34 protein-coding genes are annotated in these 21,315 nt (G+C 45.2%); 2 read left to right on the forward strand and 32 right to left on the reverse strand.

Annotated features, from left to right (window positions below; genetic code table 11):
- Positions 1–220 precede the first annotated feature (220 nt).
- Positions 221–439: a hypothetical protein gene (locus tag HMPREF0083_RS24795; protein WP_021624721.1), complete on the reverse strand. Its 219-nt coding sequence runs from the start codon at positions 437–439 to the stop codon at positions 221–223.
- A 115-nt stretch (positions 440–554) separates the two neighbouring features.
- Positions 555–1,211 (reverse strand): stage II sporulation protein M, encoded by a 657-nt coding sequence (locus tag HMPREF0083_RS24800; RefSeq protein ID WP_021624722.1) that lies wholly within the window; start codon positions 1,209–1,211, stop codon positions 555–557.
- Positions 1,212–1,358: 147 nt separating this feature from the next.
- Between HMPREF0083_RS24800 and pdaB the strand changes: the two genes are divergently transcribed.
- Positions 1,359–2,120 (forward strand): polysaccharide deacetylase family sporulation protein PdaB, encoded by a 762-nt coding sequence (gene pdaB, locus HMPREF0083_RS24805; RefSeq protein ID WP_040305014.1) that lies wholly within the window; start codon positions 1,359–1,361, stop codon positions 2,118–2,120.
- Positions 2,121–2,354: 234 nt separating this feature from the next.
- On the opposite strand, the gene HMPREF0083_RS24810 is transcribed toward pdaB, so the two are convergent.
- Positions 2,355–2,951 (reverse strand): KinB-signaling pathway activation protein, encoded by a 597-nt coding sequence (locus HMPREF0083_RS24810; RefSeq protein WP_040305016.1) that lies wholly within the window; start codon positions 2,949–2,951, stop codon positions 2,355–2,357.
- 203 nt (positions 2,952–3,154) lie between these two features.
- Here HMPREF0083_RS24810 and gerD point away from each other — a divergent pair, with 203 nt between their 5' ends.
- On the forward strand, positions 3,155–3,826 hold the full coding sequence (gene gerD, locus HMPREF0083_RS24815; protein ID WP_021624726.1) for a spore germination lipoprotein GerD: 672 nt from the start codon (positions 3,155–3,157) through the stop codon (positions 3,824–3,826).
- A 222-nt stretch (positions 3,827–4,048) separates the two neighbouring features.
- Here gerD and HMPREF0083_RS24820 read toward each other — a convergent pair whose 3' ends face one another.
- From HMPREF0083_RS24820 to rpsQ, 29 genes are all read right to left on the reverse strand, one after another.
- Entirely contained in the window at positions 4,049–5,176 is a 1,128-nt protein-coding gene (locus HMPREF0083_RS24820) for an Mrp/NBP35 family ATP-binding protein (protein WP_021624728.1), read from the reverse strand.
- Positions 5,177–5,243: 67 nt separating this feature from the next.
- Positions 5,244–5,960 carry an N-acetylmuramoyl-L-alanine amidase CwlD gene (cwlD, locus tag HMPREF0083_RS24825; RefSeq protein WP_040305052.1) on the reverse strand — a complete coding sequence of 239 codons (717 nt, stop codon included), beginning with the start codon at positions 5,958–5,960 and terminating at the stop codon, positions 5,244–5,246.
- 124 nt (positions 5,961–6,084) lie between these two features.
- Complete coding sequence (locus HMPREF0083_RS24830; RefSeq protein WP_021624731.1) at positions 6,085–6,528, reverse strand: hypothetical protein; 444 nt, start codon at positions 6,526–6,528, stop codon at positions 6,085–6,087.
- Between the two features lie 131 nt (positions 6,529–6,659).
- Positions 6,660–7,052, reverse strand: a complete 393-nt coding sequence (gene rpsI, locus HMPREF0083_RS24835; protein WP_021624732.1) for a 30S ribosomal protein S9 — start codon at positions 7,050–7,052, stop codon at positions 6,660–6,662.
- An 18-nt stretch (positions 7,053–7,070) separates the two neighbouring features.
- Complete coding sequence (gene rplM / locus HMPREF0083_RS24840; protein ID WP_040305018.1) at positions 7,071–7,508, reverse strand: 50S ribosomal protein L13; 438 nt, start codon at positions 7,506–7,508, stop codon at positions 7,071–7,073.
- 257 nt (positions 7,509–7,765) lie between these two features.
- The gene (truA, locus tag HMPREF0083_RS24845) at positions 7,766–8,551 is read right to left on the reverse strand and encodes a tRNA pseudouridine(38-40) synthase TruA (protein ID WP_040305020.1); all 786 of its coding nucleotides are present in this window, start codon (positions 8,549–8,551) and stop codon (positions 7,766–7,768) included.
- A 57-nt stretch (positions 8,552–8,608) separates the two neighbouring features.
- On the reverse strand, positions 8,609–9,412 hold the full coding sequence (locus HMPREF0083_RS24850) for an energy-coupling factor transporter transmembrane component T family protein (protein WP_021624735.1): 804 nt from the start codon (positions 9,410–9,412) through the stop codon (positions 8,609–8,611).
- Positions 9,409–10,302 carry an energy-coupling factor transporter ATPase gene (locus HMPREF0083_RS24855; protein ID WP_021624736.1) on the reverse strand — a complete coding sequence of 298 codons (894 nt, stop codon included), beginning with the start codon at positions 10,300–10,302 and terminating at the stop codon, positions 9,409–9,411. Before HMPREF0083_RS24855 ends, HMPREF0083_RS24850 begins: the two co-directional genes overlap by 4 nt.
- Positions 10,287–11,120 carry an energy-coupling factor transporter ATPase gene (locus HMPREF0083_RS24860; RefSeq protein ID WP_040305022.1) on the reverse strand — a complete coding sequence of 278 codons (834 nt, stop codon included), beginning with the start codon at positions 11,118–11,120 and terminating at the stop codon, positions 10,287–10,289. Before HMPREF0083_RS24860 ends, HMPREF0083_RS24855 begins: the two co-directional genes overlap by 16 nt.
- A 109-nt stretch (positions 11,121–11,229) precedes the next feature.
- On the reverse strand, positions 11,230–11,595 hold the full coding sequence (gene rplQ, locus HMPREF0083_RS24865; protein ID WP_021624738.1) for a 50S ribosomal protein L17: 366 nt from the start codon (positions 11,593–11,595) through the stop codon (positions 11,230–11,232).
- A 36-nt stretch (positions 11,596–11,631) separates the two neighbouring features.
- Positions 11,632–12,576, reverse strand: coding sequence for a DNA-directed RNA polymerase subunit alpha (locus tag HMPREF0083_RS24870; RefSeq protein WP_021624739.1), 945 nt, complete (start codon positions 12,574–12,576; stop codon positions 11,632–11,634).
- A 181-nt stretch (positions 12,577–12,757) separates the two neighbouring features.
- Positions 12,758–13,156, reverse strand: a complete 399-nt coding sequence (gene rpsK / locus HMPREF0083_RS24875; protein WP_080869385.1) for a 30S ribosomal protein S11 — start codon at positions 13,154–13,156, stop codon at positions 12,758–12,760.
- 15 nt (positions 13,157–13,171) lie between these two features.
- Positions 13,172–13,540 (reverse strand): 30S ribosomal protein S13, encoded by a 369-nt coding sequence (gene rpsM / locus HMPREF0083_RS24880; protein ID WP_021624741.1) that lies wholly within the window; start codon positions 13,538–13,540, stop codon positions 13,172–13,174.
- A gap of 22 nt (positions 13,541–13,562) precedes the next feature.
- A complete protein-coding gene (gene rpmJ, locus HMPREF0083_RS24885; protein WP_021624742.1) occupies positions 13,563–13,676 on the reverse strand; it encodes a 50S ribosomal protein L36 in 114 nt (37 codons plus the stop codon).
- A gap of 83 nt (positions 13,677–13,759) precedes the next feature.
- Positions 13,760–13,978 carry a translation initiation factor IF-1 gene (gene infA, locus HMPREF0083_RS24890; protein ID WP_003322635.1) on the reverse strand — a complete coding sequence of 73 codons (219 nt, stop codon included), beginning with the start codon at positions 13,976–13,978 and terminating at the stop codon, positions 13,760–13,762.
- Positions 13,979–14,107: 129 nt separating this feature from the next.
- Positions 14,108–14,854, reverse strand: a complete 747-nt coding sequence (map, locus tag HMPREF0083_RS24895) for a type I methionyl aminopeptidase (RefSeq protein WP_021624743.1) — start codon at positions 14,852–14,854, stop codon at positions 14,108–14,110.
- Complete coding sequence (locus HMPREF0083_RS24900; RefSeq protein WP_021624744.1) at positions 14,851–15,504, reverse strand: adenylate kinase; 654 nt, start codon at positions 15,502–15,504, stop codon at positions 14,851–14,853. The genes map and HMPREF0083_RS24900 overlap by 4 nt, the downstream gene beginning before the upstream one ends.
- A 45-nt stretch (positions 15,505–15,549) precedes the next feature.
- Positions 15,550–16,857 (reverse strand): preprotein translocase subunit SecY, encoded by a 1,308-nt coding sequence (gene secY / locus HMPREF0083_RS24905; protein ID WP_021624745.1) that lies wholly within the window; start codon positions 16,855–16,857, stop codon positions 15,550–15,552.
- Positions 16,857–17,297 carry a 50S ribosomal protein L15 gene (gene rplO / locus HMPREF0083_RS24910; RefSeq protein ID WP_021624746.1) on the reverse strand — a complete coding sequence of 147 codons (441 nt, stop codon included), beginning with the start codon at positions 17,295–17,297 and terminating at the stop codon, positions 16,857–16,859. Before rplO ends, secY begins: the two co-directional genes overlap by 1 nt.
- A 31-nt stretch (positions 17,298–17,328) precedes the next feature.
- Positions 17,329–17,514, reverse strand: a complete 186-nt coding sequence (gene rpmD / locus HMPREF0083_RS24915) for a 50S ribosomal protein L30 (RefSeq protein ID WP_021624747.1) — start codon at positions 17,512–17,514, stop codon at positions 17,329–17,331.
- Positions 17,515–17,529: 15 nt separating this feature from the next.
- Positions 17,530–18,027 (reverse strand): 30S ribosomal protein S5, encoded by a 498-nt coding sequence (gene rpsE, locus HMPREF0083_RS24920; RefSeq protein WP_021624748.1) that lies wholly within the window; start codon positions 18,025–18,027, stop codon positions 17,530–17,532.
- Positions 18,028–18,063: 36 nt separating this feature from the next.
- Positions 18,064–18,432, reverse strand: coding sequence for a 50S ribosomal protein L18 (rplR, locus tag HMPREF0083_RS24925; RefSeq protein ID WP_021624749.1), 369 nt, complete (start codon positions 18,430–18,432; stop codon positions 18,064–18,066).
- Between the two features lie 34 nt (positions 18,433–18,466).
- Positions 18,467–19,006: a 50S ribosomal protein L6 gene (gene rplF / locus HMPREF0083_RS24930; protein WP_021624750.1), complete on the reverse strand. Its 540-nt coding sequence runs from the start codon at positions 19,004–19,006 to the stop codon at positions 18,467–18,469.
- Positions 19,007–19,036: 30 nt separating this feature from the next.
- Positions 19,037–19,435 carry a 30S ribosomal protein S8 gene (rpsH, locus tag HMPREF0083_RS24935; RefSeq protein ID WP_021624751.1) on the reverse strand — a complete coding sequence of 133 codons (399 nt, stop codon included), beginning with the start codon at positions 19,433–19,435 and terminating at the stop codon, positions 19,037–19,039.
- Between the two features lie 29 nt (positions 19,436–19,464).
- On the reverse strand, positions 19,465–19,650 hold the full coding sequence (locus HMPREF0083_RS24940) for a type Z 30S ribosomal protein S14 (RefSeq protein WP_040305028.1): 186 nt from the start codon (positions 19,648–19,650) through the stop codon (positions 19,465–19,467).
- Positions 19,651–19,683: 33 nt separating this feature from the next.
- Positions 19,684–20,226 (reverse strand): 50S ribosomal protein L5, encoded by a 543-nt coding sequence (gene rplE, locus HMPREF0083_RS24945; protein WP_021624752.1) that lies wholly within the window; start codon positions 20,224–20,226, stop codon positions 19,684–19,686.
- A gap of 25 nt (positions 20,227–20,251) precedes the next feature.
- On the reverse strand, positions 20,252–20,563 hold the full coding sequence (rplX, locus tag HMPREF0083_RS24950) for a 50S ribosomal protein L24 (RefSeq protein WP_040305054.1): 312 nt from the start codon (positions 20,561–20,563) through the stop codon (positions 20,252–20,254).
- 63 nt (positions 20,564–20,626) lie between these two features.
- Positions 20,627–20,995, reverse strand: a complete 369-nt coding sequence (rplN, locus tag HMPREF0083_RS24955; RefSeq protein WP_021624754.1) for a 50S ribosomal protein L14 — start codon at positions 20,993–20,995, stop codon at positions 20,627–20,629.
- 43 nt (positions 20,996–21,038) lie between these two features.
- Complete coding sequence (gene rpsQ / locus HMPREF0083_RS24960; protein ID WP_021624755.1) at positions 21,039–21,305, reverse strand: 30S ribosomal protein S17; 267 nt, start codon at positions 21,303–21,305, stop codon at positions 21,039–21,041.
- Positions 21,306–21,315: the final 10 nt, after the last annotated feature.

The following is a 21,315-nucleotide window of genomic DNA, read 5'->3' on the forward strand; positions in this document are numbered from 1 at the left end:
CACACATTCGAGTTTCACTGTTCAGTTTTCAAGGGACTTTGTCGCTTGCTCTCAATCATGAGCGGCGACTTTTATATCTTATCAAATCCAATTTGAAAAAGCAATATCTTTTTAAGAATTTCTGTTGATTTTTTTTCAAAAAGGGTTGTTTGCTGTTTTCACAGCGACAAAAAACAATATATCATGCATCTTATGGCAATGTCAACATTGTTTTTATAATTTATTTATACTTCTTATTTCGGATATATTTGGTTAGCTCTTTCGGTGATACAAACCTGGCATACATCCTGAAAAGTATGTGGTAGCGTTCTTCCATCGCTTTGCGGACCATCTCATCTATGCGGTAGTCACCTAGATCAAACAACACTTCCTCTAATTCCTTACGAATCAAATACTTAATCTCAGAACATTCACGTGCGGAAAATAAAAAGCCCATCATAATCTTTCCCACTCCTCTTCACTCGATTAAATATGGGATTATATTTCCAATTTATTGTGCTCTTTATACCCCAAAAAGGAGGAAAAGCCACGGCGAAGCCTGGCTTCCCGCAGCTTTATTTAAACATGTCTTTCACAACACTCATTTCTTGCCCCATAAAATTCTGAATCAACAGTGGTGTAACCGTACTTTCAATAATGGCAGCCAAGAACAGCATAACAACAATGGTCCCAATAATAAGAGGCAGATCCCTAAGCATTTCTCCAAATCTTGCTTTCGCTCCAGCCCGCCGCTCTTTTACAAACCAGCTGACTATCCAATCATACGTTAGAACACCAAGCTTAATACCAATTGCTGAAGCAAAAATAATCGCACTAAGCTCCAAAATCCCATGGGGCAAAATTCCAGCCAAAAAAATCTTAAGCGGATTTACTCCCCCATTGGCATATACCTTAAGCAAAAATCCGAGCAGAATGCCGTTGGTGATAAGTCCAAGAGCCGGATACAGGCCAAGGAAAAAGATTCCTAATCCCACCATGCTAAACGCAGCTATCACATTGTTCTCAAAAATCACCCAGAACGTGTACAGTGGATTATTCGCATCATTAATATGCTTGGCAATACGCTGGATACTGTCCATCATTTGCTTTGCTGCCTGTTTAATGGCTTCCGCATTCGTATAGCCCAGAAAAATGCCGAGCAACATTAACGCTAAACCAATCCATATATATCGTTTATTCTTACGAACAATGGTTCCCAATCTTCGCATCATGTTCTTCCGCTCTCCTTTCCTATGCAGTTTTCCCTTCTTGATAATATCATAATTCTTTTCTTTGCATTCTTCTTATTCTGCAGACATATCCTTGTCTCACCTGCATACATATGTAATGGACAAGGATTAAGCCTGTAAGGGGGTGTAATTTTGTTTTGGATTGTAAATGCCAGACGCCTTAAACAGTATCTTATTATTATCACGGCTGCTTTATTCGCCATAGGCATTGCCTGGGCAGAAAGAGACAACATCTCCATCTTTACGTCCGGAAAGAACGGTCCGAATGCAATTTATAAAGTAGATACGAAAGAGAAAAAGCTCGCACTCACATTCGATATCAGTTGGGGTGAGGAAAGAACCGGACCAATTCTTGATATTCTGGAGAAAAAGGGTGTAAAAAAAGCAACGTTCTTTCTCTCTTCGCCTTGGAGTGAAACTCATCCAGAAATCGTTAAACGGATTAAGGACATGGGCTATGAAATCGGTTCCCACGGTCATAAACATGTCAACTACAGTAGCTTAACCGATGAAGAAATCAAGGCCCAAATCGGAAAAGCTCATGAAACTCTTAGGGAACTAACAGGCAATGCTCCAAATCTTATCCGCACACCGAATGGCGACTTTGACAAACGGGTACTTAAAATTGCGGACAAGATGGGTTATACCGTTGTCCAGTGGGACACCGATTCAAAAGACTGGATGAACCCAGGAACCGAACAAATTGTTCAAAATGTAGTGGGAAAAGCTCACCCTGGCGATATCGTTCTTATGCATGCCAGTGATTCATGCAAACAAACACACCTGGCGCTCCCTACAATTATCGATCAGCTTCGTGGAAAGGGATATGAATTTGCTACCGTCTCAGAACTGATGGCAGGTACAAAGGTAAACACAAAAGAAATCAAATAAAATGAAATCTGACGAAGCAGGCAGTTTCTTCCTCCCTCATCCACCCTTCCTCGATTTCTTCGGATCTTGATAGGGGAGGTTTGCTGCCCGTTAAGTCGGGATAAATTAAGAAAAATGCGTGGGCGTTTCCAATTGCTTCTCCTTCCATGCTACAAACAGACGCACTGCAAGTTTTTCAAGGAGACCCATCCAGAAAAGAGGACACCTTTCTTATCCATTAAAAAAGCCTGGCGGTTACTTCGCCAGGCTTTCGTTTTTCTGCAAAATACGGTGCAATTGCATAATCTGCCATGTATTGCATAACAGGAGAGGTACGATCATCATAATCATCGATTTCGGGTTATTCTCCCGCAACGCTGGAATCCATTCAAGAATCGTGACAACAAACATAAAGAAGATGGTCGGAACCCAGGCTGAAGCATTGGTAGCCCTAACTTTGAAATAAGCTACAACGACGGCATACGCCAACAGAATAAGCGGAAGCCATGTATAAGTAAGCATCGACTCATGCTTTGCAAAGATATCATGCCTTAGTACGACAAAATCTATAAATACAAACACAATTAGAATAATTTGTATTCCTATCCATAGACTTTTGCGTCTAAAAACGCTTAGCGCAAGATAATTCAGTGTCAAATACGCAAAAAAGCCCATCTGACTGACTACACTAAACATTAAGCCTGCAAGCAGACTCCCGATAAGAGCCATACCAAAATTAGCAAACCCGCCATCCAATTGCTCCTGCCCGATAATCGAACCCGAAATTAGCGCGCCAACTGCTCCCATAAGAAGCGTTGTATAAAAAAGAAAAGACCACTTCCTTAATGTCACTGATATACCCCCATGTTCCTTTTCTTTCTTATATGATTGTACCAATCGCCCTATAAAAAAACCAGCAATTTCGCGTATTTGCCATAATCACCAAACATGCCATCATCCACCATACGTCCTTTTCATCTCAGCAGGATAAACCATACTCCACTTTCGCATGCTAATGAATAGCCACCCCAATCGAGAAAAGAGGGAAGGACAACATGAAACGCTTTACAGCTTCTAAAGGTTATATACTTTTCTCCATACTGCTTATTGCAGTTATCCTTGCCGGATGTGGCGGAGGAAAACAACAGAAGGAGAAATCGACAACAGCAAGCTACAATGAAACCAAGCACATGGTCGTCGATATCCTCAAAACAAAAGAAGGCCAAAAAGCCATAAAAGAAGCGATGAAAGGAAACCGTATGTCCACCCAAAGTAAACAAGGGGCAGGACAGGGCTCAGGGGCAGGCGGGGAAATGACCATCCAAGCTCATGAGATGATGAAGGATCCTAAGTTCGCTGGCGCAATGGCCAAAGCTATGCAGGAAGAAAACAAAAAACTCATTAAAGACTTGATGAAAGATCCCGAATACCAAAAAATGATGTTAAACACAATGAAGGATCCAGACTATCAAAAAATGGTGCTGGAAACGATGAAAAGTCCAGCCTATCGTCAACAGACTATGGCAGTAATGAAAGAAGCTTTACAAAGTCCCATGTTTCGCCTTGAAATGATTAATATCGCCCAGAAAGCTCAGGAAGAAATGGTAAAGCCTGAACCAACCAAGGAAACGAAGAAAGGGAAGAAGGGTGAACAAGGCGGACAAGGTAAAGGTCAAGGCGGACAAGGCCAAGGTAAAGCAGGTGGCGGCGGTGGTGGTGAAAAATAATATTTATTCCTCAATCACCAGCTTCACAGGAAAAAAGAAAGCCTGGTTGGTGCCAAACCATTATGCAGCTCTTTTGCACAAGCAAAGTCTAACACACGACCTAATCGCCAATTTTTCGAGCAATACGTTCGGAAGAACGTCTCTGTCGCTTTCTTATCCATTAAGAAAAACGGAAGAGAACTGTCGCTTCTCTTCCGTTTTTTTATATAAAAAATCTATATCCTATACGGTAATACCCGCTTTTTGGTCAACTTTTCTGGCCAGTTCCATATAAATTGCGCCAATCAATTCGCTTTCCTGATATACAGAAGGACCGTAACGCTCTTCATCACGCATTGGCTCCGGTTGGCCCAGCGGAATTTGCGCCAGCAGCTCGCTTTGTAGTTCATCCGCCAGCTTCTCTCCACCGCCACTGCCGAAGATCGGATCTTTCTGTCCATCTTTATTGATGTAATAAGACATATTCTCGACCACACCAAGAATTTCATGATTGGTACGAATCGCCATCGCACCGGCACGTGCGGCAACAAAGGCTGCAGTCGGATGTGGTGTCGTTACAATAATCTCCTTACTCTGCGGGATCATCTGGTGCACATCAAGCGCTACATCACCCGTTCCAGGTGGCAGATCAAGAATCATATAATCAAGCTCGCCCCAATGAATTTCAGTAAAGAAGTTGCGAAGCATCTTACCAAGCATTGGCCCGCGCCAAATAATCGGCGAATTGTCCTCAACGAAAAAGCCCATGGAAATAACTTTTACACCGAACCGTTGTACCGGCATTACCATATTTTCTACTACAACAGGCCGCTGAGTAATCCCCATCATATCCGGCACGCTAAAACCATAAATATCCGCATCAATCACACCAACTTTTTTCCCCATACGGGCCAAAGAAACAGCCAGGTTGACCGTTACAGTTGACTTACCTACGCCGCCTTTTCCACTTGTTACAGCAATGAATTGGGTTTTAGAATCCGGGGCAAGCAACGGAGAAATCTGCTGTAGACCCGCACCATGTCCCTGTACAGTGCCTCCATTGGGCGCGGAAGCCCCAGGAGCTGTATTGCCCCCGCGGATTAATGCAGCTACACGTGCACGCTCTTCATCCGTCATCGTTCCAAAATGGACAACTACTTCTTGTGCCCCTAACGCTTTAATCGCGTTCTCTACGTCCTCCTGAATCTTTACTTTTAACGGACAGCCTTGAATGGTCAGGATTACGTCCAATTGTACTTTATTATCATCAATCTTAATATTGCGTACCATGCCTAGCTCTACCACGCTGCGATGGATCTCCGGATCTTCGACTCCTTGGAGAGCTTCCAATACTTTTTCTTCTGTAATCAATATGGTTCACCTCTTCGAAATGACGTACTCTTCCCATTATACCACCCCGCAATTTATCCTCCAAAGTTTATTGTACACCTTCCACAGTTTCACCGGAGTAATAACGAAGAATACCCTGATAGATAGCATTCGCCATTTGCTTCTGGTATTGGGAAGACTCCATTAGCTTAGCTTCCTGTTCATTAGATAAAAATCCGACCTCAACTAATGCAGCTGGGCATTCAACCGCACGCAGAATAAAAATGTCTCCTGTTTTTTTGGCGGTCCTGTCTGTATTATTTATTACACGCTTAATTTCATCCTGGATTAAGTGGGCTACCTGACCAGAGCCCTTAAGGGTAGGTGAGTAAAACGTCTGTGCCCCCTTCCAGCGTGGGGATGGAATGGCATTTAAGTGTATACTGATTAGCAAATCAGCATCCTTTTCTTTAATCATTCTGGCTCGACTCAGAAGATCCTCGGTTTTTCTTTTACTCAAACCCTTCGTACCCGGGTTAGCTAGGTCAGTATCGACTTCCCGGGTCATAACGACAAGCGCTCCTGCTTCCTGCAAAAAATCCCGTAAGAATAAGCTGATAGGTAACGTTACATCTTTCTCAATCAATCCGGCTTTACTCTTCGCTCCTCCATCCGGGCCTCCATGTCCAGCATCAACTACGATAATTTTCCCGGATAGGGGAAGCGACCATGTGGACCATGACTCATCATCTGCCGGCATATTATATGTGAACAATGTTACGAGAAGCAGTAATGCTCCTAGCCAAATCAATGTTTTTCGTCTCAGCACGTCCCGTTCCTCCCCGTTACCTCTTTTACTACAACATATGTACAACCTCCATGTTTATTCGTATTAGCTATTCTCAAACAACAAAAAAGCGGGCTTCATTATAAAAGTCCGCTTTTCGCTGTTACAGGAGTCTTAACTTGCGTTGTTTTTTTCCGTAGGATAAACCGTTGCGAAACCACTTAAGTGCCACATCCTCAGCAATAATGGAGACGGAATACACGTCCCATTCTCCAATATGGCGAGACAGCCGATACTCATTTGCAAGAGAATAAATCGTGGAAAAATGCTCTTTTGTATAGCTATGCTCAATTTCCTCGGTGGTTCGGCCCGCTTCATACTGTTTACTCGCGTCTACTCCGCGAAAGAAGAACTCACAAATAATCTCAGTCAGGTATTCTTCGATCAGGTAACGCTGAAGCAACGTAAGATGACGAATGGAAACATGAATGACACTGGCGTAGTATTCATGTACCTCTTTCCGGTCGATGCCGTTCATCACCCTTTTTCGGATGCTTTCATCCCGGGTTCGGGCATATTTTTCAAAAGAAACAATATTATTTTCCATGCAATCACCTTGCTTTATCTTATGGTCCTCGCTTTAGGATTGCCTCCCTTTTCGCTGACTCATACATAAAAAAACAAAAAGCCCAATCCTTTTGGGATTGGGCGTGGGTGTCTATATGAATGGGCTCCAAATTAGCGTTTGGAGAACTGAGGCGCACGACGAGCCGCTTTAAGACCGTATTTTTTACGCTCTTTCATACGCGGATCACGAGTCAGGAAGCCTGCGGATTTTAATGCACCGCGAAGCTCCGGATCAGCTTCCAGCAACGCACGGGAGATACCATGACGGATCGCACCCGCTTGACCTGTTGTACCGCCACCATTTACGTTTACGAGTACGTCGTACTTACCTTCTGTTTCAGTAAGAACGAGCGGTTGTTTTACGATAAGTTTCAGAGTTTCAAGACCAAAGAATTCATCCATTGAACGTTTGTTAATAATGATTTGACCATCGCCTGGTACAAGGCGAACGCGTGCAATGGAGTTTTTACGACGACCTGTTCCGTAGTATTGAACTTGTGCCACGAATTTACCCTCCTTTTACTACCCGCGCAGTTCCCATTTTTCAGGTTTTTGCGCTTGATGTGGATGTTCAGTGCCGGCATATACATTCAGCTTCGTAATCAGCTTACGGCCTAGACGATTTTTCGGCAGCATGCCTTTAACAGCAAGCTCGATAATACGTTCAGGCTTCGTTGCGATCATTTGACCGGCTGAAGTTGCTTTCAATCCACCCGGATAGCCGGAATGACGATAGTAGAACTTATCTGTCATTTTCTTACCAGTCAGTTGGATTTTTTCAGCGTTGATAATAACGACGAAATCGCCTGCGTCAACGTGTGGTGTAAACTCAGGTTTGAATTTTCCACGAAGAATGGATGCTACTTCACTAGCAAGACGTCCAAGCGTTTGCCCTTCAGCATCAACTACATACCATTTACGCTCTACTTCGAGTGGCTTGGCCATGTATGTGGTGCGCATTGTTTTCCCTCCTAAAAAGCGTGCATTTCATAAATGTTCCGTTAACCATTATATTTTAAAAACCGACATATTCGGGGCATAGTGGGTTTTAAAATACCGAATTTGATGATACTACATATTAGGTGATGAAGTCAAGAAAAAATTATACACCAGGTAGCGTTGACAGGATGAAATGACTGGAAAAATATATCTGTTTCTTTCTTGCAAGAAGTTTCTTCTGTCTTCTGTCCACTGTCCCTATCTCCAAGCTGGTCCCATCAAACATCCGGGCTTTTCCTATACTCTACCTTCCAGAGATAGAGGCCATGTGGCGGAGCAGTGATACCAGCTACATCGCGGTTTTTGGCTTCAAGCATCGCCTTGACATCATCAACCTGCCACTTGCCCTTGCCTACTTCCACCAGTGTGCCTACAATAATGCGGACCATATTATACAGAAAACCATTGCCTCGAAATGTCAACCAGATATCCTTACCTTGATGCGGCAGAGCGGCATCACGCTCGTATTCCTCAATAAGAATCTCATAGATGGTTCGTACCTTATCCTCTACCTTTGTTCGTACCGAGCAAAATGAAGTGAAATCATGTGTGCCGATTAGATAGTTGGCCGCTGCGCGCATTTTCTCCAAATCGAGCGGTGCCTTAATATGCTGTGACCATTCACGCAGAAATGGATCAGGAATAGGTTGGTTGAGTAGCCGATAGCGATACGTTTTCTCCACAACATGATAACGGGCATGAAAATCCATCGGAACATCTTCTGCATTCAGTACGACAATATCATCCGGCAGAAGGGTATTCATGGCTGGAATAAGTCGTTCAGCCGGAATTCTGCTCGTCGTGCGAAAATGAGCTACCTGCTCACGGGCATGTACACCCGAATCGGTTCGTCCAGACGCAACAATTACGGTATCATGCTGAAGTACGCGCGCCAGCACTTTCTCTATCTCCAATTGTATACTCGGTCCATTCGTTTGTCGCTGTAATCCATAGTAAGCCGTCCCCTGGTAGCCGAATGTAAGCTTAATCTTGCGCCATTCCATCGATGCACCCTTCATCCTTTCCTTACAAAACCAATCAATCAAAATCTTCTCGCATACTCATGCACGTAGCAACAGGACAATTACAGCTATTACGATCATTACTATAAGAAGCATAGCGTCCCGACCGCCATAACGGAGCTGTCGATACTTCGTACGTCCTTCTCCCCCGCGATATCCACGTGCTTCCATCGCAAATGCCAACTCTTCCGCTCGACGAAAAGACTGGACAAACAATGGGACAATCAACGGTATAATCCCGTTAATCCGTTTAACAATCGATCCGCTCGAAAAAGAAGCCCCTCGAGACATCTGCGCTTTCGCAATCTTATCCGTTTCTTCCAGCAGAGTAGGAATAAAGCGCAACGATATTGACATCATTAATGCCAATTCATGCGCCGGAAATTTGAAACGGCGCAAAGGTGAAAACAGGCTTTCCAGCCCATCTGTTAATTGAATCGGAGACGTAGTCAACGTAAGTAAAGATGCAGACATCATTAGAAGAATAATACGAGCTGATACAAATCCCGCATTTACGAGCCCTTTTTCGTGAATCTCGATGAACCTCCACGAGAAAAGAAGCTCGCCCTCCTTGTTCGTAAAAATCTGCAACACAACGGTCAGAAGAATAATCCAGAGTGCCGGCTTCAGTCCCCTGAGAATATAAATGACGGGAATACGAGACATTACGATGCCAATGACGCTTACAGCAGCAACAAACAGAAATGCATACAACGAATTCGCCAGGAAAATAAAAATAATAAAAAAGAAGACAAATAAGAGCTTACTGCGCGGATCGCACTGATGTAGAAACGAATTACGGGGTACATACTGTCCGATCGGTATCGAATTCAAGAAGCTCATCCCCTGCTCCCCTCCTTCCGTCGGAAACGTCGTGCTAACTCATTCGTCAGCATTCCCGCATCAAAAATATCAAATGGGAGAGGAGCGATTTTACTTCCACTTATCCGAACTCTCTCATTGAATTCAAAAATAAAGCGAGTAATCTCCGGCAACTCTAACCCTGCCTGCCGAATTTTTACAGGATCTTGAAATACCTGATGCGGTGTTCCTTCCATCCATATGCGCCCTTCATTCATTACATATAGATAATCGGCGTAGCGTGCTGCGTCCTCCATACTGTGCGTCACAAGGATCGTGGTGCGCTCTTCTTCACGATGCACCCGGGCAATCATATCAAGAATCGCATGATGCCCTGCCGGGTCCAACCCTGCCGTCGGCTCATCTAAAATCAATACTTGCGGATTCATCACCAGAACACCTGCCAGCGCTACGCGCCGCATTTGTCCGCCACTAAGCATAAAAGGAGACTTGTCCCCATATTTGTCCGGATCAAGTCCAACAAGTCGCAGAGCCGCATCTACACGCCCTGGAATCATCTCTGGGGGCAGCCCCATATTGATAAGACCAAAAGCGACATCCTTGCGTACCGTTTCTTCAAATAACTGATACTCAGGGTATTGAAACGCAAGCCCTACCTGTTGGCGCAGCTTTTCCATCCCTTTTTTCTTCTTGGGCGGCAGCGTAAATTCACCAACCTGCATTGTTCCCTCTGTTGGTAAAAGCAATCCGTTTAATAATTGAATAAGCGTAGACTTACCTGATCCCGTATGTCCAATAATCGCAACATACCGGCCGTGGGGAATATGTAGCGAGACACCTTGTAGCGCCTGATAGGCAAATGGAGTGCCGGGAGAGTACGTATATTTAACATTCTCTAGTCGGATGTCCATAAGCTGTCTAACACTCCCTCCCCAGTCATTTTCAGCGTTGAAAAGCGGAAACCCTTTTGCTGGAGGCGGTACTGTAAGTCGCAAGCAAACGGCACGTCCAGGCCAAGACGGCGTAACCAATCTACCTGCTGATAGACGCTCTCGGGCGTCCCTTCTCCTACCAGCCTACCTCCATCCATAACTATAATTCGATCGCTATCCAATGTTTCTTCAAGATAATGCGTAATCTGGATAACCGTCATTCCGGCTTCACGATTCATCCGCTGTACCACCTCAAGCACTTCCTTACGCCCTCTTGGATCAAGCATAGCGGTAGCTTCGTCAAGCACAAGTACTGCTGGCTGAATCGCAAGCGCGCCAGCAATAGCTACACGCTGCTTCTGCCCGCCGGACAGACGATTCGGCTCAGCGGTACGAAACCCAGTCATATTCACCTGTTCCAACGCATCCTGAATCCGTGCCTCCATATCTACAGGAGGAACACCTATATTCTCCATACCAAAAGCGATATCATCTTCTACAGTCGGCGCGACAAACTGGTTATCCGGGTTCTGAAATACCATTCCCACGACTTTGCGTACTTCCCAAATATGTGCATCATCTGCCGTAGGGATACCGTTTACTTCTATCTTCCCTTCAGAAGGTAGGAGAAGACCGTTTAATAGCTTTGCTAACGTTGATTTACCGGATCCATTATGTCCGATAATAGAGAGAAACTCGCCCTTCTCTACCGTAAATGAAACACCTTGTAACGCTCTTTCCTCCGCTCCTTCATATGAAAACGAAACGTCGGCCAGGCGTATGATAGCTTTACTCACAACTACCACATCACTTTCAGACTAGCGCTCGAAATTTAGTAAGCAGCATCTTTTCTTCCATGCAAAAAAAGGGTGATTTCAACCTCACCCTTTCTTGCGCCAGTGCTAACTATTCAACTAACTCAAGGTATACCATTGGTGCGCCGTCTCCGCGACGAGGTCCAATTTTCAAGATGCGAGTATAACCACCTTGACGCTCAGAAAAGCGAGGTGCAACATTATCGAACAGTTTCTGAATTGCATCCTGGTTGGTCTCTTTATCTGCTACTTCTTTACGCACAAAAGCGGCTACTTGACGACGAGCGTGCAGGTCACCGCGTTTAGCCAGCGTAATCATTTTTTCAGCGATAGAACGAACTTCTTTCGCTTTGCTTTCCGTTGTTTCAATGCGCTCGTTGATGATCAGGTCAGTTACCAGATCGCGAAACAGAGCTTTACGAGCAGCACTATTGCGGCCTAATTTAGAGTATGCCATGCTTTTTCCCTCCTTAAGACAAACAATCTATCGTCCTTAATCGTCTTTACGAAGTCCAAGACCGAGCTCTTCAAGCTTCTCCTGTACTTCCTCAAGCGATTTGCGGCCAAGATTACGGACTTTCATCATGTCTTCTTCCGTTTTCTGCGTCAGCTCCTGCACCGTATTAATACCGGCACGCTTCAGGCAGTTGTAGGAACGAACCGAAAGATCGAGCTCTTCGATAGTCATCTCAAGCACTTTCTCTTTCTTGTCCTCTTCTTTCTCAACCATAATCTCGGCTTCTTGTGCCTCGTCGGTGAGTCCCACAAACAGATTCAGATGCTCCGTCATAATCTTCGCACCGAGGCTAACAGCTTCTTCTGGACGAATACTTCCGTCCGTCCAAACTTCAAGCGTTAGCTTATCGTAGTTTGTTACTTGACCTACACGCGTGTTTTCTACTTGATAGTTCACACGGTTGATCGGTGTATAGATAGAATCAATCGGAATCACGCCGATTGGCAAATCCGGGCGTTTGTTCTGATCGGCAGGCACATAACCGCGTCCACGGTTAGCAACCATGCGAATATGGAGGCGAGCTCCCTCTTCCATCGTTGCGATTACCAGTTCCGGATTCAGAATCTCAACATCACTGTCTGCGCGAATGTCAGCAGCGGTCACGACACCGGAGCCTTCCGCATCGATTTCAAGCACTTTCTCCTCGTCCGAATGGATTTTGAGAGAAAGAGTTTTTAAATTTAAGATGATCTGGGTAGTATCCTCTACCACGCCTTCGATCGTGGAGAACTCATGAAGAACCCCATCGATTTCAACGCTAATTACTGCGGCACCTGGTAGTGAAGAGAGCAAAATACGGCGTAGAGAGTTGCCGAGTGTTGTGCCGTATCCGCGCTCAAGAGGCTCTACCACAAACTTGCCATAGGTAGAGTCATCACTTACTTCTACCACTTCGATCTTTGGCTTTTCGATTTCGATCATCAAACAAACCCTCCTTCAAAACGTCGAAAATTCCGGACGGGTCTAAGGTCCACGACCGGAATTCCCCTTGGCGGTTACCAGTAAATCGCAACCAAAGCACAGACCTGTTCGTGTCATATTATAATAGTATGCACAGGTGTATAACTTTTTAAACTGTTAGTTTATGCGACTTGCTGCCAAATTATACACGACGACGTTTTGGTGGACGGCAACCATTGTGAGGAATAGGTGTTACGTCTTTAATCATGTTAACTTCCAATCCAGTAGCCTGTAGGGAACGGATTGCAGCTTCACGACCGGAGCCCGGTCCTTTAACCAGAACTTCAACAGTTTTCATGCCATGCTCCATTGCAGCTTTCGCAGCTTGCTCAGCAGCCATTTGCGCAGCAAACGGAGTGCTTTTACGTGAACCTCTAAAACCGAGTCCACCAGAACTAGCCCAGGAGATTGCATTTCCGTGCGGGTCAGTGATAGTAACGATCGTATTGTTAAATGTGGAGCGGATATGCGCTATACCAGTTTCAATATTTTTGCGATCACGACGACGAGTACGCGTCGCAGCTACTTTTCTTTTCGCCAACTTCATTTACCCCCTTTACTTCTTCTTATTCGCAACGGTACGACGCGGACCTTTGCGAGTACGTGCATTGGTTTTCGTACGTTGACCACGAAGCGGCAGACCTTTACGGTGACGAACACCACGGTAGCAACCGATTTCGATGAGACGTTTGATGTTCAGAGATACTTCACGACGAAGATCCCCTTCTACCTTAACAGTCTTATCGATATATTCACGAAGTTTAGCTGCTTCCTCTTCAGTCAGATCGCGAACACGAGTGTTCTCATTAATACCTGTTTCGCTCAGGATCTTAGTAGCAGTGGAACGACCAATGCCGAAAATGTAAGTTAACGCGATAACTACGCGCTTGTCACGAGGTAAATCAACCCCAGCAATACGTGCCATGTAGCATGCACCTCCTTATAAATTAGCCTTGTCTTTGCTTGTGCTTCGGATTTTCACAAATTACCATAATTTTGCCTTTGCGGCGAATGATTTTGCATTTCTCGCAAATCTGTTTTACAGATGGTCTTACTTTCACTTGGATTACCTCCTGTCGTTTCTAGAGTGGAAATATTAGAGGGTGGAGGCTATATTAACCTCTAACTCTTTACGTTTCCTTCTCTATTTGTAGCGATATGTGATCCGCCCGCGGGTCAAATCATACGGCGACAATTCAACGGTGACTTTGTCACCAGGCAATATACGAATGAAATGCATACGGATTTTACCGGATACATGGGCAAGCACTTTGTGCCCATTCTCTAGCTCCACACGGAACATCGCGTTCGGTAGAGGCTCTATCACGGTACCTTCAACTTCAATTACGTCTTCCTTTGCCATAAAGCCACTCTCCTTTCTTTAGCATGGCTGCTTATGCATAAGCATTCTTAACTCAGTCGATAAACCTACAATATCCCCATCGGCAATCATAACACAATGTTTATCCCAAAGGGAAATACAATTGCAATTTTATTCTTTGGTTAAGATCTCATAGCCATCTTCAGTAATTGCAATCGTATGTTCAAAATGAGCACACATGGAACCGTCCACAGTAACAACCGTCCAATTGTCTGCGAGCGTACGTACATAACGCTTACCCGCATTAACCATTGGTTCAATCGCCAATACCATTCCCGTCTTTAATCTCGGTCCGCGACCTGGAGGTCCAAAATTAGGAATCTGCGGATCTTCGTGCAAATCCCTTCCGATGCCATGACCTACATACTCGCGAACAATAGAGTACCCGGCTTCTTCTACGCAAACCTGAATAGCATGCGAGATATCCGTTAGACGAGCATCTGGCTTCGCCTGAGCCAACCCTTCATAGAGAGATTTCTCGGTGATATCAAGCAAATGCTGATTCTCCCTGGAAATCTGACCTACTCCGTATGTCCAAGCGGAATCGCCATGATAACCGTCTACCTCAGCACCGATATCAAGGCTGATGATATCCCCTTCATTGAGCTTGCGATTGCCTGGAATGCCATGAACAAGTTCTTCATTAACTGAAGTGCATATGCTGCCTGCAAAGCCTCCATATCCTTTGAAAGAAGGTTTCGCTCCATGTTTGCGAATGAAAGTTTCCGCAATCGCGTCCAACTCACTTGTAGTGATGCCTGGACGAATCGCTTTCTGCAGCTCTTTATGCGTGAGAGCAACGAGACGTCCCGCTTCTCTCATGATCTCGATTTCTGCTTTGGACTTGCATATAATCATTGAGCTTGACCTCTCAATACTTGTGCAACATCCTCGAAAACTTTGTTTATATCTTGTTGTCCGTTAATATTACGGAGCAATCCTTTTTCATTGTAATACTTCAAAATCGGGGCGGATTGTTCGATGTTTACATCGAGGCGAGTCGCAACGGTCGCTTCGTTGTCGTCATCCCGCTGATACAACTCCCCGCCGCACTTATCGCAAATCCCTTCTTGAGAAGGAGGATTGAATATTACATGATACGTAGCGCCGCAGTTCTTACAGATGCGGCGGCCTGTCAGCCGCTCCATCAAAATGCCGCGATCTACATCAATATTGATTACATGGTCGATGCCGCGTCCCAATTCTGCAAGCGTTGCGTCAAGCGCTTCCGCCTGAGCCATTGTGCGAGGAAAACCATCAAGCATAAAGCCTTTCTCACAATCAGCTTTGCCTAAACGTTCCTTTACAATACCAATCACAACTTCATCCGGTACTAAGAGCCCCTGGTCCATATACGACTTCGCCTGTTTGCCCATCTCTGTTTCTTCTTTGATGGCCGCGCGAAACATATCGCCGGTCGAGATGTGCGGAATGCCGAATTCCTCGACGATTCTCTCGCCCTGGGTTCCTTTTCCCGCTCCTGGTAATCCGGTTAAGATAATATTCATCTCTACCCCTCCATACGTCAGTAAGTTCACAGCCTATCTTTTGTATTACTTAATAAACCCTTTGTAGTGGCGCTTTACAAGCTGGCTTTCGATTTGCTTCATTGTATCCAGTGCTACTCCGATGACAATAAGGATGGCCGTTCCACCAATCTGAATCGAAGGCGGCAGTCCGCTCACCTTTGAGAAGAAGACCGGAAGAATGGATACAAGTGCCAAGAATGCTGCTCCTGCCAAAGTAATTCGGTTTAACGTTCGAGTAATAAATTGGGCTGTCTCATTTCCTGGACGTATGCCTGGGATATATCCGCCGTTCTTTTTCATGTTGTCAGACATCTGCGTCGGATTAACCTGCACATGTACATAGAAATACGTAAATCCGAAAATAAGGAGAACGTACAGTACCATGCCAATCCAGTTCTGAGAACTAAACGTCTGGATGTTAAACGTTTGAATTACCCAGTTGGAAACGGGATGCCCTGGCCAGAATTGAGCAATTGTAGGAGGGAAAATAATCAGCGATAAAGCAAAGATTACCGGAATAACACCGGCGCTGTTTACTTTCAACGGAATGTGTGTGGACTGCCCACCGTACATTTTTCTGCCTACAACGCGTTTCGCATATTGCACAGGAATCTTACGTGCTCCCTGCTGGATGAAAACAATTCCCACAATGATGAGAATGATCGCAAGCAGAATGCCCAATACTTTAACAATATTTAGGAACATCTGATCCTCAGCGCCAATAAACTCTGAGGCATACAACTGTTTCGCACCGTTTGGAATCGCAGCTACGATACCTGCAAAGATAATGATAGAAATACCGTTTCCGATGCCTTTTTCTGTGATTTGCTCTCCAAGCCACATAAGAAAGGCAGTTCCTGCGGTCAGTACAATCGCAACCATCGCATATGTCGTAAAAGAAGGATCCTTCACTAGTCCAGGCATCATTCTATTAAAACTAATGGAAAGACCGATTGCCTGAATCAAGCCCAGTACGATCGTGAAATAACGAGTAACCTGGGCAATTTTGCGACGGCCAATATCGCCTTCTTTTGACCACTGGGTAAATGTCGGAACAACGTCCATCGACAATAGCTGCATAATAATCGAAGCGGTGATGTATGGCATAATCCCCATCGCAAAGATAGAGAAGTTCTGCAGGGCACCGCCCGAAAATGTATTTAAGAGTCCGAAGATGCTATTTTGCTGTGACAGCTGTTCAAGTACCGATACATTAATGTTCGGCACTGGAACGAAGCTGCCAATTCGAAAGACGACAAGCATCAAAAGGGTAAAAATAACCTTTCGACGCAAGTCGGCAATCTTAAATACATTGGCAATCGTAGAGAACATCAGATCACCTCGGTTTTTCCGCCAAGAGCTTCAATCTTCTCAACTGCAGATTGAGAAAACTTCTGGGCTTGAACCGTCAGCTTCACGTTAAGTTCTCCATTCCCTAAAATCTTCACGCCATCACGTGCATTTTTAATTACACCAACTTCAAGAAGTACTTCAGGTGTTACTACTGTGCCTTCTTCAAATTGGTTCAGTCTATCAAGATTAATTACAGCATACACTTTGCGGTTCGGGTTTGTAAAACCGCGCTTCGGCAAACGACGATACAGCGGGTTTTGACCCCCTTCAAAGCCAGGGCGAACACCGCCGCCGGAACGGGCGTTTTGACCTTTATGTCCACGACCGGCCGTTTTTCCGTTACCAGAACCAATACCGCGACCTACACGCTTACGAGTGTGACGGGAACCTTCAGCAGGTTTGATTTCGTGTAATTTCATCGTTGCACCTCCTCTTTACGCAAGTTATCTATTACTCAGCGATTTCCTTTACTTCAACCATGTGCTTCACTTTTTCCACCATGCCGCGCATAGCCGCATTGTCTTCTTTAACGACTGTGTGGTTAAGCTTACGAAGACCAAGAGCTGCTACAGTTGCTTTTTGGTTTTGCGTACGTCCGATTAGACTTCTTTTGAGGGTGATTTGTAATTTTGCCATGAGTCAAGTCCCCTCCTAACCTAAAAGCTCTTCCGCAGTTTTACCGCGCAGTTTTGCAACTTGCTCGGCAGTTTTCAGACGGCTTAAACCTTCTAACGTAGCATTCACCATGTTAATCGGGTTGTTAGAGCCTAAAGACTTACTTAATACGTCGCCTACACCGGCAAGCTCAAGTACCGCACGAACCGGGCCACCAGCGATAACTCCGGTACCTTCTGCAGCAGGCTTCATGAACACTTTACCGGCGCCAAAGCGTCCGTTGATTTCGTGAGGCAGAGTTGTTCCCACGAGAGGAACTTTAATCAGGTTTTTCTTTGCATCTTCGATGGCTTTACGGATTGCATCCGGTACCTCTTGAGCTTTACCCATGCCAGTACCTACATGCCCGTTCTTATCGCCAACGACTACTAGAGCACTGAAGCTGAAACGGCGTCCGCCCTTAACAACTTTCGCAACGCGGTTGATGGCGACAACTCTTTCTTCCAGCTCCAGGTTCGAAGCGTCAATACGCATGAAATTTTCCCTCCTTGTGTAAGGAATTTCGTTCAATTAGAATTGCAGGCCAGCTTCGCGCGCAGCATCTGCAAGAGTTTTAATACGTCCGTGGTACAGGTAACCACCGCGGTCGAACACGACTTCTTTTACGCCTTTTTCGATACCGCGTTTTGCGATCAATTCGCCAACTTTAGCAGCAGCTTCTTGGTTGCCACCATGGCTCACTTGATCTTTCAGCTCAGGATCAACAGTAGAAGCAGAAACGATTGTCACGCCCGCTACATCATCAATTAACTGAGCATAAATATGCTTAGAAGAACGGTATACGTTCAAGCGAGGAGCTTGAGCAGTACCGGAAATTTTCTTACGAACCCGAAGGTGTCTTTTCTTCCGTGCCTTGTTTTTGTCTTGTTTCGAGATCACGTGATTCACTCCTTTCTTACATACGCCTTAGCGATTACTTCTTACCAGTTTTACCTTCTTTACGACGTACGCGTTCGCCTTGGTAGCGAATACCTTTACCTTTATAAGGCTCAGGTCTACGTACCGCACGAATTTCAGAAGCAACTTGGCCTACGCGCTCTTTGTCAATACCTTTGACAATAATTTGCGTTTGAGCCGGAACTTCGAATTCAATGCCTTGTTCCGGAGTGATTTCCACTGGATGAGAATAACCAACATTCAGTGTTAGGTTGCTACCACTTTTAGTAGCACGGTAACCTACACCAACGAGTTCAAGCGTTTTAGAGAATCCGTTCGTTACGCCTTCCACCATGTTGGCGATAATGCTGCGAGTTGTACCGTGCAGAGCGCGGTGCAATTTGTGATCGGAAGGGCGCTCAACGCTAATTTCGTTACCCTCCACTTTCACAGTTACTTCCTCATGAAGCGTACGAGTCAGCGTACCCTTCGGACCTTTAACGGTCAATACTGTTCCATCAAGCTTCACGTCTACTCCTTCAGGAATAGCGATCGGTTTTTTACCAATACGGGACATTCGTTACACCTCCATTCGTCGTCGAATGTATTACCAAACGTATGCAATTACTTCGCCGCCTACTTGCTGCTGACGAGCTTGTTTATCAGTCATAACGCCTTTTGAAGTAGAAAGAACGGCGATTCCTAATCCGCCCAGAACACGAGGAACCTCGCCTTTGCTAGCGTAAACGCGCAAGCCAGGCTTGCTGATGCGTTTCAGACCGTTGATGACACGTTCATTATCCGCACCGTATTTCAGGAAGATACGGAGAATGCCTTGTTTGTTATCTTCTACGTACTCTACGTCACGTACGAAGCCTTCTTCTTTCAAAAGGTTCGCGATTGCGTGCTTGATTTTGGAAGCAGGCACTTCCAACTTCTCATGACGTACCATATTGGCATTGCGAATACGTGTAAGCATATCTGCAATTGGATCTGTCATTACCATATGTTTAACCTCCTTCCCATTCTACGGGATTACCAGCTTGCTTTCTTCACTCCAGGCAGTTGGCCTTGGTATGCTAAGTCGCGAATACAAATGCGGCAAAGTTTAAATTTGCGATACACAGAATGCGGACGACCACAACGTTCGCAGCGTGTGTAGGCCTGCACTTTAAACTTCGGCTTACGTTGCTGTTTCACGATCATTGATTTTTTAGCCACGTGTTTCCCTCCTTATCGTATAGGAATCCGAAATTACTTGGCGAAAGGAGCGCCCAATTGAGTCAAAAGTTCGCGGCCTTCTTCGTCCGTTTGTGCCGTTGTTACGATTACGATATCCATTCCGCGGATAGCATCCACTTTATCGTACTCGATTTCCGGGAAAATCAATTGCTCTTTCAAACCAAGCGTGTAGTTTCCACGTCCATCAAACGCTTTGTTGGAAATACCGCGGAAGTCACGTACGCGTGGAAGAGAGATATTGAATAATTTATCCAGGAAATGATACATGCGCTCACCGCGCAAGGTTACTTTCGCACCGATTGGCATGCCTTCGCGAAGGCGGAAACCGGCGATGGACTTCTTCGCACGAGTAACAACCGGCTTCTGACCAGCGATGATCTCCAGATCGCGAACCGCGCTATCCAGGATTTTCGGGTTAGATACCGCTTCACCCAAACCCATGTTAATAACAACTTTTTCTATTTTCGGAACCTGCATGACAGACTTATATCCGAACTTCTGCATCAACGCAGGAGAAATCTTCTCTTTATATTGCTCTACCATTCTTGCAGCCATTTAGATGACCTCCTTTCCGACCTGACTACTTATCCAATACTTCGCCAGATTTTTTTGCGATACGTACTTTCTTTCCGTCTACAATTTTAGAACCGATACGAGTCGGTTCGCCCGTTTTCGGGTCTACGATCATTACGTTGGAAGCATGAATAGAAGCTTCTTGTGTAACAATACCGCCCTGCGGGTTGCTAGCGTTCGGACGAGTATGCTTCTTCACCATGTTTACGCCTTCCACAAGCACTCGGCCTGTTTTCGGGTAAGCAGCGAGAATGCGTCCTTTCTTGCCTTTATCTTTACCGCTGATAACAACTACGTTGTCACCGGATTTTACATGCATTTTCTTTTGTTCGGACATGACGGCACCTCCTTATGTTTAACTTAATGCCTTTGTAAGCAGGATTTACAGTACTTCAGGAGCCAGAGAAACGATTTTCATGAAGTCTCTGTCACGAAGTTCCCGGGCAACCGGTCCGAAAATACGAGTTCCGCGCGGGCCTTTATCATCACGAACGATAACTGCTGCATTTTCATCGAAGCGAATGTAAGAACCGTCTTTACGGCGAGCACCGCTCTTAGAACGAACGATTACAGCTTTCACTACATCGCCTTTCTTAACAACGCCACCTGGTGTTGCTTGTTTTACCGAGCAAACAATAACATCACCAATGTTAGCGAATTTACGGCCGGAACCGCCCAATACTTTAATGCACATTAATTCTTTTGCACCGGAGTTATCGGCTACACGCAAACGAGATTGAGTTTGGATCACGGAGAGTCCCTCCCTTCAGATGTAACTAAGCATTCATTTTACTTTAGATAATAACGGCTTTCTCAACCACTTCAACAAGTCTCCAGCGCTTGTCTTTGGACAACGGACGAGTTTCCATGATTTTTACCAGATCGCCGATTTTTGCAGTGTTTTGCTCATCATGAGCTTTGAATTTCTTGGAATATTTCACGCGCTTTCCGTACAGCGGGTGTTTTTTGTATGTTTCGACCAGAACAACAATTGTTTTGTCCATTTTGTCGGAAACAACTCGACCAAGAACCACTTTACGTGCGTTGCGTTCTTCTGCCATGTTTGCGACC

Source organism: Aneurinibacillus aneurinilyticus ATCC 12856, from assembly GCF_000466385.1.
In the GTDB taxonomy this organism is placed as follows: domain Bacteria; phylum Bacillota; class Bacilli; order Aneurinibacillales; family Aneurinibacillaceae; genus Aneurinibacillus; species Aneurinibacillus aneurinilyticus.